10 protein-coding genes are annotated in these 14,286 nt (G+C 49.8%); 4 read left to right on the top strand and 6 right to left on the bottom strand.

The window, feature by feature from the left end; genetic code table 11:
- Window positions 1–97: 97 nt before the first annotated feature.
- Together ACQ6WK_RS14600 and ACQ6WK_RS14595 are read right to left on the bottom strand one after the other, a co-directional pair.
- Window positions 98–2,095, bottom strand: coding sequence for a sodium:solute symporter family transporter (locus tag ACQ6WK_RS14600; RefSeq protein WP_432798120.1), 1,998 nt, complete (start codon window positions 2,093–2,095; stop codon window positions 98–100).
- A gap of 625 nt (window positions 2,096–2,720) precedes the next feature.
- Window positions 2,721–3,809, bottom strand: coding sequence for a GntR family transcriptional regulator (locus ACQ6WK_RS14595; protein WP_432798119.1), 1,089 nt, complete (start codon window positions 3,807–3,809; stop codon window positions 2,721–2,723).
- 609 nt (window positions 3,810–4,418) lie between these two features.
- Between ACQ6WK_RS14595 and ACQ6WK_RS14590 the strand changes: the two genes are divergently transcribed.
- Entirely contained in the window at window positions 4,419–5,747 is a 1,329-nt protein-coding gene (locus ACQ6WK_RS14590; protein ID WP_432798118.1) for an alpha/beta hydrolase, read from the top strand.
- A gap of 426 nt (window positions 5,748–6,173) precedes the next feature.
- Here ACQ6WK_RS14590 and ACQ6WK_RS14585 read toward each other — a convergent pair whose 3' ends face one another.
- Both ACQ6WK_RS14585 and ACQ6WK_RS14580 read right to left on the bottom strand, forming a co-directional pair.
- The gene (locus ACQ6WK_RS14585; protein ID WP_432798117.1) at window positions 6,174–7,067 is read right to left on the bottom strand and encodes a hypothetical protein; all 894 of its coding nucleotides are present in this window, start codon (window positions 7,065–7,067) and stop codon (window positions 6,174–6,176) included.
- A gap of 329 nt (window positions 7,068–7,396) precedes the next feature.
- Entirely contained in the window at window positions 7,397–8,656 is a 1,260-nt protein-coding gene (locus ACQ6WK_RS14580; protein ID WP_432798116.1) for an N-acetylmuramoyl-L-alanine amidase family protein, read from the bottom strand.
- Window positions 8,657–8,763: 107 nt separating this feature from the next.
- On the opposite strand from ACQ6WK_RS14580, the gene ACQ6WK_RS14575 reads away from it, so the two are divergent.
- Window positions 8,764–9,600 carry a DUF2817 domain-containing protein gene (locus ACQ6WK_RS14575; RefSeq protein ID WP_432798115.1) on the top strand — a complete coding sequence of 279 codons (837 nt, stop codon included), beginning with the start codon at window positions 8,764–8,766 and terminating at the stop codon, window positions 9,598–9,600.
- A 73-nt stretch (window positions 9,601–9,673) separates the two neighbouring features.
- Window positions 9,674–11,206, top strand: a complete 1,533-nt coding sequence (gene dacB / locus ACQ6WK_RS14570; protein WP_432798114.1) for a D-alanyl-D-alanine carboxypeptidase/D-alanyl-D-alanine endopeptidase — start codon at window positions 9,674–9,676, stop codon at window positions 11,204–11,206.
- Between the two features lie 80 nt (window positions 11,207–11,286).
- Here the strand turns inward: dacB and ACQ6WK_RS14565 are convergent, their stop codons facing one another.
- Entirely contained in the window at window positions 11,287–12,114 is an 828-nt protein-coding gene (locus tag ACQ6WK_RS14565; RefSeq protein ID WP_432798113.1) for a phytanoyl-CoA dioxygenase family protein, read from the bottom strand.
- 134 nt (window positions 12,115–12,248) lie between these two features.
- Here ACQ6WK_RS14565 and ACQ6WK_RS14560 point away from each other — a divergent pair, with 134 nt between their 5' ends.
- On the top strand, window positions 12,249–13,133 hold the full coding sequence (locus ACQ6WK_RS14560) for an AraC family transcriptional regulator (RefSeq protein ID WP_432798112.1): 885 nt from the start codon (window positions 12,249–12,251) through the stop codon (window positions 13,131–13,133).
- 58 nt (window positions 13,134–13,191) lie between these two features.
- Here the strand turns inward: ACQ6WK_RS14560 and ACQ6WK_RS14555 are convergent, their stop codons facing one another.
- Entirely contained in the window at window positions 13,192–14,247 is a 1,056-nt protein-coding gene (locus ACQ6WK_RS14555) for an N-acetylmuramoyl-L-alanine amidase (protein ID WP_432798111.1), read from the bottom strand.
- Window positions 14,248–14,286: the final 39 nt, after the last annotated feature.

Below are 14,286 nucleotides of genomic sequence, written 5' to 3'. Positions count from 1 at the left end.
CCCAGCTCCCTTATCGGATATCCTTTCCGCTCTGTCGAGCCGAAAAATACCCTTGCTTTCTACCTCACACATACCCTGTTCAAGGTGTGTCTCCTGTTTATTCTGTAGCGGTTGTAACGGCTTCCGTCTTCAACTCATAAGCATCACTTGCTTCAGCTTCCTTCTCTGGCGATTTCCCGAGCAAACAAATCGTGAAAGTAATCGGTGTCGCAATCAACATCCAGAACGGCCACGCAATCGCATGCTTGCCCACCAGCCATACTTCTTTCTCGGCAATATCTGCTACAAACAGTGATTCCACGAAGTATCGTACCGCCAAGAAGTTGTTCATCGTCAAAACCAACAGTGCACCGACGACCATTGCCGCAATTGCGGAATAAGAATTGCCGCGCTTTTTGGTCAGAATCGCGACAAGGAAAACGCCGAGCAATCCTGCATAAGGATATGACATCACACCCAATGCGAAGCTCAGCAAGTCTTCAAATGTTCTAGCTAGGTAGATCGACAAGATTCCGAATGCAGTCAGCAAGACGCCAACCACCATCACCATGAACCGTGAGTACTTCAGCATCTCTTTTGAACTGAGTGTCTTGCCGTTCGCCTTGCAGATCGGAGCAATGATGTCCGTTACTGCTGTGGATGACATCGAGTTCACGGCGCTGTCGTAGGTCGACATCGCTGCTGCAAGCAAGCCTGCCACAGCAGCACCTGCAATAATCGTTGGCATCTCATTCTTCAAAAAGATTGGGAAGACATACTTTGAATTGTCTTCAGAGATGACCGATGCCGGGTTCATAATATCCGGCCGTGCGTAGTACAGTGATAGCATCAAGCCCACGATCACAAACAACAAGACAACAGGAATCGAAAGTAGGATTGCACTGATCATTGACCAGCTCGATTTTTTTGCACTTCGTGTTGTCATGGTGCGCTGGACCATATCTTGGTCCACACCATAACTCGCCATTGTTCCCAAGATTGAAGCCAGAGCCGCCATGAACGTAAATGCTTTCCAATATTCAAACCCGCTGAAGAACCGTGCAATCACGCCTTGCTGTGGGGGAGTTGTGTTTTCGACGGCTAAATCTATTGCTCCGTCCGCAATTGTTGCCTTCACCGCTTTACCGCCTTCAAGCTCGGCCTTAATGCCACCATCAATTGCGGTTGCTTTAGCAGCGATAGTATCTATATCTGCTTTGGTTGTTTCTTCCTTTGGAATCGCATAGCCCCAGTCCCAGAAGTTCAGTTTATTCTTGGTGACTTGTTCGTCGCCTTTTAACACCGGCGTTGCTGTAATGATCTCGTCCCCATCCTCATTCAGTACCGCATTTCCCGAATCGTCCACTACGACTTTTGCGTTCTCAAACTGCTTTGCCTTTGTCAGTTCTTCCCAGATATTCACATCTTTTGGCAAGCTAAACCAGATGATCCCGATCGCAACCACCACCGCGCCTGTCATGACAAAGAACTGGATCACGTCAGTCCAGATCACCGCGGTGATCCCCCCGAAGGCTACGTAAACCACACCAATAATCCCAAGGATGATCAGCGTGATAATGAGATAAGAATCTTGATGGATTAGCCGTTCGAAGAATGACATGCTCTCGTACGAAGGATCGATAAATTTTTCACCAAAGATCAGCAGTGCAAATGGCAAGCCCACCATGAAGAATCGTGAACCTGATGAGAGTAGCCGTCCAAGAAAGAACGTGATACTTGCCGCAATCTTCGCTCCTGTTCCCATCCGCTGGCCGAGGTAGCCGTAGATCGTGACTGTTCCCGCTTTGTAAAAAGCTGGGATCAGCATGTAAGCCACCAAGAATGCCGCGATAATCCCACCGATGTTCAGGATCAGGTACGACACGTCATTATTGAATGCGTTTTGGGGAACCCCGATGAATGTTGCTGCTGAAAGTGCGGTTGCCAGTACTGACAAACTTGCCGCCCAGGTCGGAATATTCCGGCCGCCCAAGAAGTAGGTTTCTTCGTCCTTCTGCCCCCGCGATGCACGCAGCCCAATCACGACCATAATAGCCATGTATCCCGCAATCACTAACCAATCCAGCGGCCCAAATTCAGCAAGCGTGTAACTCATCGACTCTCTCTAACCATCATGCATGTCACCAGCCATGTTCAACAGACATTGCGACTCTGCGGCTGGGGGACCGAGTTTTTCCAGTCGGCATTCATACGGATTCATACCAGCACAGGCACTGATGGGTTTGCAAATATTGAGATCGGGCCAGACAAGAAATGCTTTTTCCCGATGGGATTATCCCAAAGAAATCTCAACGTTTGTTTTCCGCACAAACCGACGCGGTGTCTGCGCCAGATAGTTATATAATATACTGCGCGTTTTAGGGTTAAGTCAACTAAAAGTTTGTATCATTCACGATTCCCCGGGTGCCACTCATCATTAAAAAAACATCTGAATTCTGTCAGTAGTTTTTTGGTTTAATTATCTAGAAAAAAAGGCTTTAAAGTTTTGGCTTTGTGGGAGATTTTTGTGCATCAAGATCAATTGGTCGTTGTAAAATGTTCCATAACATACTTGATCTCCTTGCTAGGAGATATAACCATTTATGAGGATTTATAGTTGGACGATTTTCGTACTCAAGAGTGTTGAGAATCGTATAAGGATGGCAAAATCCCCCTTCGATTATTCCCTTTGTGTCACGCAACAGCCGCCCCGTTAGTGAATGGCGTGGCTTGTTATGTCGTTAAAGCTTGGGTGAGCCCGATGATTTCCGGATCACTAATTCAGGCTGAAGCATTTGGCTGTGTAATTGCTGATCATGGTTCACAAGAAACTCGCGCATCGTGGTGACAGCGTTGTAGCCAATGTCCACGAGTGGTTGACGCAGTGTTGTAAGTGGTGGCGATAGGTGAGCTGCGCTTGCTGGATCATCCACGCCTACCACAGAAATGTCGTCTGGAATCCGGAGCCCGACCGTTGCGATCGCGTCATACGTATCCAGTGCGAGGAAATAACCGCCTGCGAATACTGCAGTAGGGCGATTATTTGTGTTCAGCACACTTTTGAGCTTCATCTTGTCCTGCGGCAGCAAATGCCAGCTACTCGCCTGCACAATCACCCGATTGTCCGGTGAGATTCCCAGTTCATTGCACACCTGTTCAAAACCACGGACACGGTCTTGACTGGTACTCAGTTCTTTTGCACCAACTACTAAGCAGAACCGCTGATGCCCCAGTCCGTGCAGGTGACGGATCGCCTGCTGAGCAAGGTTCGCGTTGTCTACGTCGATTGATTCCGCGTTTTTGACTTGTGAGTGTGTGCCAACAATCAGGATTGGCTGATTGCGGCTGACCTTTCCTGCATACTCTTCGATCTGAATGCCGGTTGGATTTACTAATAGATGGGCATCACAATCCTGTCTTGGATCGTTTTCATAATGCATCATGTTCAGGTCGATGGCGTTTTCGTGTGAGGCAAGCCGCATTCCTTCAAGGATTTGGCTGTGATAAATGTCAGCGATAGAAGCTTCCTTGCGAATTACCAAACCGAAGCGAAACTCGCGTGAGCGTGCTTTACGGTCTTCGACGACAAATGTACCGCGGCCTTGAGTGCGCTCAAGATAGCCCACGTTGACCAAGTCCTGCAGGGCGCGGTGGACGGTGACAAGTGACACGCTGAGCTGCCGAGACAGTTCTTTGGTGCTGGGCATGCGCTCGCCAGAGTGAAAGTGTCCGGACTCAATCGCCTGTACGACCGTCTCCTTAACGACTTCGTAAAGCGGGCATCCGGGTTTGGGTTCGATAGGATTAAGCGTGTTTGTTGATGTCGCCATGCGTTGCCCCCAGCTTGAGCACTCTCAACTCGAAACGCACTGATCCGAAATTCGGATGGCTTCAAGTGCTTGTCGCTGTTCTTATAACCAAGTGTAACTTAGGTTCAGTCGAGCCTAACGATCGGCCCTGTTGAACCATACAACCAGGCGGTGGCTGGGAGTGATCTTACCCGAAATGGGAAGCGTCATTCACCGGCAAGGCCAAGTCCCGATTCATAACCAACATTGTTATGAACATTCTATAAGTATGCAGGATATAAGTGAATGAAGCAATATAAATATGGTGGGTAAACTGATTGGCCCACCGGAAGATTGGGCTCAAACTCGCCATGCGAGGCCACACGCAAGAAAGCATAGCCGACTTTGTGTGTCGCAGCAATTTTGCTCAACCATCTTTGATCAGAGGGATTTCCAAAAAGGTCGTGATTGGGTTTTATTTGGTCAATCAATGATATATTTCGTGATTTTTTTGAGATTTAGTACGAAAATCGGAATGTCGCAATAGGCATGTCGCAAGAGCGTATTTACAGCGGGGTGGCGGGGTCGTTATGCTGAATTTGAGTCAGCGGTCGCTTCAGGGTGCGAATCTGATTTAGATGAACAATTTTCATGACTGGAGTCGGTGTGGACAAAGTGAAATGCCAATGGGTACCGGCATGGCTGCGGCTATTTCTGCTGGTGGGGATCGCGATAGCATCGGGTGGATGCCTGGATCACATGATCGCAGATCAGGTGCTGAAAGGACCGAACGGTGGACAGCGATCGATTGTGTCGCGGATGCTTGAAGATGGTAAGCATGTTGGGTTGAACTACAGCTGCATGCTGAATGATGTGGATGTGGTAGAGGTGGGGCCACCTATAGCAAGGATGGCCTACTACACGGTGGAGCCAAAGGGAAAGTTTTATTATGTGATGACGCGGATGTCACGGGATTTGGATGAGCATGCGGTGCGGAAGCAAACGGTGTGGCTGGATCGGTTGGGCGAAAAGATAGACGAAGAGGATGGGCAGCCATCGGATAGGCCTGCGCTGATCGAGCACAACTATGAATTCAATGCGCCGGTATATGGGGGAGAGCCGCAGATTTTAGTGTTGGGTCATCCAGTGGTATCGGTGGATGAGCGAGTGGCGATGGAGAAAGAGCCGATCGGAACGATCATTTTATTGCAGGGGCTTGGAGGGAGTGTGCGCGAGAATCCATATCTGTGGCACTTAGCAGGGATGCTGTCGAATTATGGTTACAGGGTGGTGATGCCGGATATGCGCGGGCATGGCGATTCGACTGGAGATGAGATTGGTTTTGGGTTGTATGAAGCGAAGGATATTTCGCAGCTGATAGATGATCTTGAGAGGAAGGGGAAAGTGGCGGGCAAGCTGGGAATCATGGGGCATTCGTATGGTGCGATGATGTCGATTTACGCGGCTGCTTATGACAAACGGATCGAGGCAGTGCTGGGGATCTCGCCGCATAATTGGTTGCGCGATTTTTCCGGTGCGGCAACGAACATTGCGAAGCTGTTTCGGCCGAAGGTTTATGGTTTGATCATGACGATCGGGAACGAGAAGACGATCCCGAGTGCGATTGAGATTGCTGCGGATCGTTTGGGTGTTGATCCGGATGCGCACGGGCCGGCAGCAGTGATCTCACAAACGGACGCCCCGCTTTTACTATTGCATGGTGACAGTGATCAGATTTGCCCGTTCTCTGCGAGCGAGCAGATTCTTGCGGCTCGGCCAGAGAATTCAGAGTTGCTTATTTTTAAGACGGATGATCATTGGACGCATCTGTACCGCCGAACACTTTGGCAGGAAGTGCTGAGTTTTATGGATCATTATCTGCCTGAGTCGCCTATGGATCGGGAGATCGATGCGGACCGGCATGTCGGCGCTGAAGATAATCCAGCTTGGGTGATGTGGCAGGCGAGTTTGGGGGGGTAGTGTTTTGCTGTAGGGAAGAATGGTTTTAACAGCGGGACCCTATTTTAGAATACTGATCAATTGCTTCGTCCATAATACAATGCAGCGTAGCAGAGTGTTGCCAGCATTAGCTCGATGTAAGCTAGAAACTTTTGGAAGCAAGTTGATGTGTTGGATAGGCGTTTATGAAATACATATGTAATTAGTCCCAGAAAAGGGGAAAGTAAGAAAAACATGGCAGCGAATCTATATGGCAAAGCCTTGTTCTTAAATATAAATGATTGGGAAAGTTCAAAGTACAACATACAGCCTGTTACTGTAGAGATTGATATGGTTAAGTAAAAAACAGTTAATGGTTTAAATATGGAAATGTTATTCATATTAAATGAGCAATGATCTTGCCTTCGTAACCAGTTGACTTTGCAACAGTGCATTGTTTTTATCAGTTTAATATGGAACTGTCCATGACGGATACCTTCTCCCATTTTCATAATAGTCACCGCCCCAGCCCCAGTAAGGCGGCCCTTTAGGGTGCCCAATGGCTGTGCACCTGTATCCATGATTTGAATCATCATAAATTGATGGGTTGCCTTTCCCGCTCCAAGGATCGAGTCTTTTTGTGCAGCCACCATTTGGCTTAGCTTCATCGGATACGGTAACATTAACCCAGTTATGATATGTTGTATAGGGGCTTGCACTTGCTGCTGCTGCAAACTTAAAGCAACTATAACCGCCATTATTTAGACTATCAATATTTAGTGATCTATAGATCGTAGATCGCCATTGGTAGCATAACTTGCCGCCACGACGATCAGTTATCCAGCCATCAAAGAGCCAATCATCTGCTCTTTTGGATGCAACAGTGTTTGAATAAGCTCTCGCGATTGACTCTGCTTCTTGCAAACACTTCTCTTTAGTGCAACTTTCCGGGCATTCGCCAAGACACTTGTCGTTGCAAAGAGATTTGAGTTGACCAAGTAGGTATGCGTAAGAACCATTTTTGGGAAGTCTAGGGCCATTAGGTCCACCAAAATCTGGAAGTCTGCCTGGGAACGGATACTCACCAGGGATTTGTTTTCCTGAAGAGTCGTGGTTGATAATTGGGCTACTTTTCACATACTGATATAAACTCAGCCCATCTTGGTATCCGCCGCCAGTTTGGTCTTGGTTCAAAGGGTCACGTTGCATGAAGCGGCCGAGCTTGGGGTTGAGCATGGCGGAGGCGGTGGTGGGGGCGAGCAGTGTTGCTGCAGTGAGGGTGAGGAGGATCAGCAGTGGCAAGCAAGATGTACGGCAAGCAGTAGCGGTCTTGACGTACATAAGGAAGTGGTTCGATTGCATATTGTGGCCCTCAGAAATTACATGATGAGATCACCTAGATACCTTGCCAGTCTAATGTGACATGGGGGGGGTGGCAAGCGATATTTTGGTCATGTGAGGAGGTAGGTTTTTTAAGAGGAGAGGATGATACCTCGTCTGCAGCGCTCGGAAGGTGAATTGCACGAATGATGTGGTTGCAAGCATGAAGTGAACCCACAGATGGAATCCGTGGGCTTGGGGCGCGTGAAAAAGCCCCGCGGCTGTAAACGCAGGGCCTTGTGGGGAATCAGATTGTCGCACGGCTCAACACGATCGAGCCACACGATGTATCTCTAATCATGTATTAGACGCTAGTTGTCAAGGCCATTGCGTTTCACAGGTAATGGTTTTGCGGCAGCGCCTTTGTCGGTTGTAGTTGCTTCTTGTTTGAAGTTGTAACGCTGCGGGTAGTTGGAGTGCTTGAACATGTTGATGTGGTTGATCCAGAGTTCGCGGGGTTTTTCTGCGAGAGGCAATTCTGCTTCCGTAATTTTTCCGACGAGTTCTTTGGTTTCTGGGTTGTAAGAGGTTTGGAGATTCACGCCGTCTATGGAGAGGTTGATGGATGAAGCAATGGTGCGTTCTTTGTCGTGGCCCCACCAGCCTTTGTCGGAGCCGTCGTCAAGTTTGGTGGTAACGATGAAGTCGGAGCCGACTTTTTTAATGACGGGGGCGGATTGTGTAGGGCGGCCGCCGTAGGCGTATTCAGCGAGGCCCATGTAGATGGCGTAGGCTTCGCGGAGGTTGTATTCCGCATCACGGAGCCGTTGCTCTTCATCAGGGTTGGTATGGAAGGTTGATTCACAAAGGAAGGCGGGGACGGTGGTTTGTTTGAGGACGCCGAAACCGTCTTTATACATTTGCTGATCGTTCATGAGGGGTGAGGTTTTTCCGACTTGTGTGCGGAGGGCTGCGCCGAGCCGATGCGCGACATACTTCGCGGGGTCGAGATCGGGCTCGGACCATTTGACGGGGCCGTGGAACCAAACGGTGGAGTAGTTGGCAGTTGGGCCGGAAGCGTTGTGGTGGAGAGAGACGAAGAGGTCGGCACCGGTGCCGCCGTCATGACGGACGATGGTGTTGGCGACTTCAGCGCGGGCGGCAAGACCCATGTCGTAGGAATCATCATCACGGGTGAGTTGAACTTGCGCACCGGCGTGTTCGAGGAGAGTTTTCAGGATGAGTCCGACACGGAGATTGATTTCTGCTTCTCGGACGCCGGTGGGGCCGCGTTTCCAGTTTTTCTTGTGAGCATCGCCGCCGTGACCGGGATCGAGCACGATGACCCAGTCTTTGAGGTATTTTTCAGCTGGGTAGACGGGGAAATCGTCTTCGCCCCAAGCTTGCCAAGGGTCGCGGTTATTCTCGAGCGTGTCGATGATTTCCTCGGCGGTCAGCGGTTTGTCGGCAGCAACACGTTCGAGGAGTTTATCATATTTGGTTTTGGTGACGGTGGGTGCAGGATCGACTTTGGCTTGCTGTGTACAGCCGGTGATGAGGGCGAAAGTGAAGAGAGCAAGAATAAGTGGGGCAATTGGGGTGTGGCTGAGATGGTGTTTGGGAAGGATCATGTTTGGAAGGCTCCGGACAGGCGGATTGATGATGCTTGGAGGCTGAAAAGTTATATTTTGTAGTATAAGACTTGAGCAATAAGTTATGCAACTGTTATATTCTGGGCATGAATCATCGCTCATTGGCTGTTACGTTTTTGGGGTTGTTGATGTTCCTGTGGATGGGTGGCTGCAGTGCACCAGGGGGAGCTGCAGACCGTGCGCATGGGGTGCGAGACGGTTCAGTCATTAAATCGTTGAATGCGGATCGAGAGATCATTGGTCAGTCGGTACTGGGCAGGGCGATTCCTGTGATACGGCTGACATGTGAGGAAGAGGCGACCTCAACGGATGTGCAGACCGTATTGATTGTGGGTGGGATTCATGGGAATGAAGCGGCCAGCACACCGATGCTGTGGCAACTTATCGGCTATATGAAGGATCACCCGGATTTGGTGCGTGGCCGTCGAGTTGTAATTGTGCCGGCGATCAATCCTGATGGTGTCAAGAAGGGGGTGCGTTATAACGCCAACGGGATTGATTTGAACAGGAACTTTAATGCAAAAGGGCGTAAAAACTCGAAGCGATATGGTAGCGAGGGATTGACGGAGCCGGAGAGTCGGGTGTTGCGTGATTTGGTATTGGCGGAGATGCCGGATCGGATCATTGTGATGCACCAGCCTCTACGTTGTATTGATTACGACGGACCGGCAGAAAAGATAGCAGCATTTTTGGCGGGTTATTGCGACTTGCCAGTGAAGAAGTTGGGTTCGCGGCCGGGGTCACTGGGTTCATGGGCTGGGAATGATTTGAAGATTCCGATCATTACGTTTGAGTTGCATCGCGATGCGAACAAGGTAGATCAATTGGAAATCTGGAAGCGGTATCACCGGGCAGTGTTGGCGTTTGTGACATATCCGCAGCCACTGGTGATTGAAGAAGGTTGGCAGCAGTTAGCGAAGTAGGGGTGGTTTGTTTGGGTTGGCGATTGGCCGTTGTGTTTAGAAGTCTATTGAAGTTGTAAGCAGGGACGATGTTATGAAGAAACAACAGACGCGTACGTATGCTTTGCTTGCCAGCTTTTGTGTTTTGCTGGTGACGATGATGATGTTGACGACGGCCAACTTTGCTGAGGACGCAAAGCAAGCCGGAACGATTAAAGAAAAGCTAGACAAAATTTTTAATGATTCGAAGTACGACAACGCGTTTTGGGGTGTGCGCGTCGAAGATGCGGCCGGCAATGTGGTTTATCACAAGAACGGCCAGAAGCAATTCATGCCTGCATCGAACATGAAAGTGTTCACATCGGCGGCGGTGCTGGACACACTTGGTGAAGATTATCGATATGAAACAAGGGTTGATTCATTGGGGACAGTGCGCAATGGGGCGCTGAACGGTGACTTGATCATTGTTGGTTCGGGTGATCCATCGCTTGGTGCGTGGCATCCGGATGATAAGTCCGGTTCGGCTCGGCTGTTTGCGAAGTGGGCACGTGAGGTGCGCAAAGCAGGGATCACGCGTGTGCATGGGCGGATCATTGGTGATGGGCGAATCTTTACGAAGGAATACTACAACGGCGACTGGGTAATCAGTGACGTGCCGTACTGGTATGCAGCAGGCACGAGCGGCTTAGCTATCGAAGAGAATGCGTTCCGCGTGTATATTTCGCCGGGTAGGAAGGAAGGCGATCCTGCGAAGCTGCGCGTGGTGCCGCAGACAGATTACTTCAAGGTTGTGAATCAGACGAAGACAGTAGCGGCAGGCAAAGATACGACCGCTGATGTTGTGTGGCGAGCGCCAGAGTCGAACGTGATTTATGTTTCAGGTAATGTGGCGATTGATCGTAAGACGTATCGCGAGCGGGGAACGGTGTGGAACTCGCCGTTGTATGCAGCACATATGTTTAAGGCCGCACTCGAAAAGGAAGGGATCGAAGTAGGTGGGAAAGCGATCAATGTGTTGAGCTTGCAGAAGCGTGAACTTGAAGGGATTGATTATGCGCAGCGGAAGGCTGTGGTGACGCATTTTTCTGAACCGTTGTCGGAATTGGTGAAGCAGGTGAACAAGATTTCACACAATCTATTCGCGGACCAGATGTACCGAACGCTTGCAGTGGAGACAGGGAGGAAGGGGTCGTATGCGGGTGGTGCAGAAGCGGTGAAGGATTGGATGAAACGGATTGGTGTGCCTAACTATGGGCAGGCGATGATCTTTGATGGCTCAGGACTCGCTCGGCGTAATCATTATCAGCCACAGCAGATGACACATATTCTGCGATACATGGCGACGAAGTCGTTGGCGAAGAAGGCGTTTTATGATTCGTTGCCGGTGGGTGGTGTGGATGGTTCGCTTTGGAAACGGATGAAGCAAGAAGGGGTGAAGGGAAAGGTGCATGCGAAGACAGGGTATATCGGTTATGTACGGACGTTGTCGGGTTATATCGATGCGGAGCCGGGCAAGCCGAAGTATATCTTTTCGTTTATGTGCAATCATTACACTGTGCCGACGCGTGAAGTGAATGAATCTCAGAACAATGCGTGTGCGGTGTTGGCCCTCGATGGGGCGGAGTGACTTTAAGGATTGAGGATATTGTAAGAGCCTGCATTTGCAGGCTTTTTTTATTGCGCGGGTTTATGTTATAGAGGGATTGGTTATGTGTTTTTGTTTGCCGCCGCGGCACGCGCGAGGCGGGCGGTTTGTTCGTTCTCTTGCCAAGAGAAGGTGCGCTGTTTATCGAGTTGCGTGGCGGGGATGCTGCCGCCGAGGATAAGGGCGCGGCGGGGGGTGGCGGAGCGATTGGGAGGGGTGTAATGAAGTGTGTAGCCGTTGTGAATGGTGGCGCCCCCGGGTGAGAGTGGGCAAGCGACAACATTTTTGACATGCGGCATGGCAGCTTCGGTGAGTTCCAGTGCGTGAATTTTAGGGTCGTTGTTGATGTGTCTGTGCTCGACGATTTCGATGTTTTGCGTGTAGGGGACAAAGTGCATGCAGCCGTTTTCAAGGGTGGCTTCTTGAAGCGGGGTCCAGATACTGACGCTTTTGTGAAGCAAGTTGGGATCCCAGTAGGCGGCATCTTGGTGCCAAGGTGTGGCGATGCCGTGGCCTGCGGGTTTGAGGATGGCGTGATGGAAGTCAGTGGTCGCTTCCGGGCCAAGGAATTGTTGGATGATGGTTTGCACGTTGGCGTAGAGGGCGCTTTGCCGCATTTCTGGTGCGTATTTATCAGGGTGAAGAATTTGCGGGAGGTTTGGAGGTGCGTCGTCTTCGTCTGTGCCACCGAGGTCGAATTGGTTGCCTTCGTTGCGACCTGCTTGTTCGGCAAAAATACGATCATAACTCACGCGAACTTTGTCGAGGTCTTCGGTATGGGTGATGTTGGCGAGTGAGAGAAAGCCGTTCTGTTTGAAAAAATCTTTGTGTTCCTGTGTTAGTTTCAGATCGGCGTCTAGTTTGAATGGTTCGATGATTATCGGTTTCATGTGGATCTCCTTGTGTCAATTGATAAGGAATGATTGTTTCAGATTGCAAAGAAAAAAGCGTTCAAAGATAGATTCAGCACGATTTTGAACAGATCTTTGGTAGGCGAAAAGCGAGGGGATGCTATCATGATGGCGTGGATGAAGTGACGCATATCAAGCAGGATAGCAGGGAAGATCGTCGTGTTTTGCTGCTGCGAGAGCAGGGGTGCAATCCGTATGTTGTGCTCGGGCGGTATCGGTATTTATCTGCGAGAGGGCAAATAGAAGAGCATCTGCATCCTGGGTGCGTTGAAATATGTTATTTGGAGTCGGGGCGGCAGACGTATGTGGTTGAGGGAGAGCAGTATGTGTTGCGAGGCGGGGATTTGTTTTTTACATGGCCAGGAGAATTGCATTCAACTGGGGATGCACCGGAAGAGAAGGGGCAGTTGTATTGGTTGGTGGTGGATTTATCAGAGATTGCTGGTGGAATAAAAGGCAATGATCTTGATATGGAGCGAATGTTGTTGCAGACGCTTGCGAAGTTACGGCCCCGCCATATCTCCGGGGGAACGGAATATAAGAAGAGTTTACGCAATGTCTTTGTGGCCAATGATGATGAAGTAGGTGAGTTTAGGCTGCACCGTGTACGGCATGAGTTACGTCAGTTTCTTCTGTGTGTTTTGGATTGTGCTAAGCGAGAGGGTCGTGTTAAACATTCAGCGATGATGGTGAGAGTGCTGAACTACATTGAATCGCATCTTGAGGGGGAGATTTCGATTGAGTGCTTGGCGGAATTGGTGTGCTTGTCGGTTTCTCGGTTTAAGCATACATTTCAAAAAGAAGTGGGGATGTCGCCGGTTGATTATGTGCAACGCAAACGTATTGATCTTGCTGCAGAACGGTTGCATGAAACGAATCAAAGTGTGTCAGAGATTGCGTGTGCAATGGGCTATTCATCTAGTCAGTATTTTGCAACGGTGTTCAAACGATACCGAGGTGTGACGCCGAGTGTGTATCGTAAGCGAGTGAAGACGTGAGCCGCGCATAAAAAAACCGACGTATGATCGTCGGTTTGGTTGACTGATTTGTGGTTGTTTACTTGTTGAGCTTTTTAGCTTCTTCGATAACGTAGTCCCACTGGAAGGCAGGGCCGGGGTCAATTTTACGTTTTGAGATATGGTAGTGTCCGATGAGCCCTTGGTAGTTGTTGAGTTCATCACCGATGAGGACTTTGGTATTGAGTTTACCATCTTCGCCGCGGGGGTAATCGAGTTTGATTTTGGGGAAGACTTTGGAGAGTGCGGCGGTGAGTTTGATCAGTGAATCGTATTGTTCGGGAGTGAGGTCATATTGTGTGAGTTTGCGGCCTTGGACTTTGCCAACAGTTGGATCGTTTTCAAACGGTTTGCCTACAAAATTAGGGGTTCGGATGCCGCCATCACCCATGTATGCTGGAAGTGTGATGATGGTGTCGCCGTTTTTGTCGGAGCCATACCACTTGTCTAACGTACCGTCTTTGGCGAGTTCTTTGTCGGAATAAGCACCAATGTTGGCAATCTCAATACCGATGGATCGGTCGTTAGAAGTGCCGGCATGCCAAGCGCGTTCTTTGAGGTCCATGGTTTGATAGATGGTGCCGTCGATGTCGAGCATGAAGTGGACTGAGAGGCCTCGCATGTCGTGGAGGACTTTGAAGCAGCGTTCGGAGGTGCCGCAGACATCGTAGTGGTAGACGAATTGATCCACGGTGTCTTGGAGGGTTTTTAGGTCCCAGCCACCACCACGGAGTTGTTCGATCTGATCTGGGTCCCATTTTTCCTGTGTGGTTTTTCCGTAGCGAAGGTTGTAGCGATTGGGGGTGTCAAGCTTATCTTTATTGTGTTCCCACTTGGCATATTGATAATCGCCAAAGCGTTTATCGACTCGGTATGCATCGTAGCCACCTTCATCCATCCAGAGGACGACAGGTGCGCCGACGTTAAAGAGTTGGCCTGCGACAACGATTTCCTGCCCGCTGCGTTTGATCATGTCGCCTGGTTTTTTCGCGGTGTTGCAGCCAGCGATCATAGTGATGGCAACGGCGGCGGTGGTGATGGCGGCAACGGATTGAAATGTATTCAAGGCGGTGCGCTTTTTGTTTAGAGAAATCATGCGGTCGTCCTTACAGCAAAAAAAATGGGTCGTTAGGTG

The sequence above is a fragment of the Poriferisphaera sp. WC338 genome (assembly GCF_050931845.1).
Classification (GTDB): Bacteria; Planctomycetota; Phycisphaerae; order Phycisphaerales; family Phycisphaeraceae; genus Poriferisphaera.
This window is presented reverse-complemented; position numbering and strand designations above follow the sequence as displayed.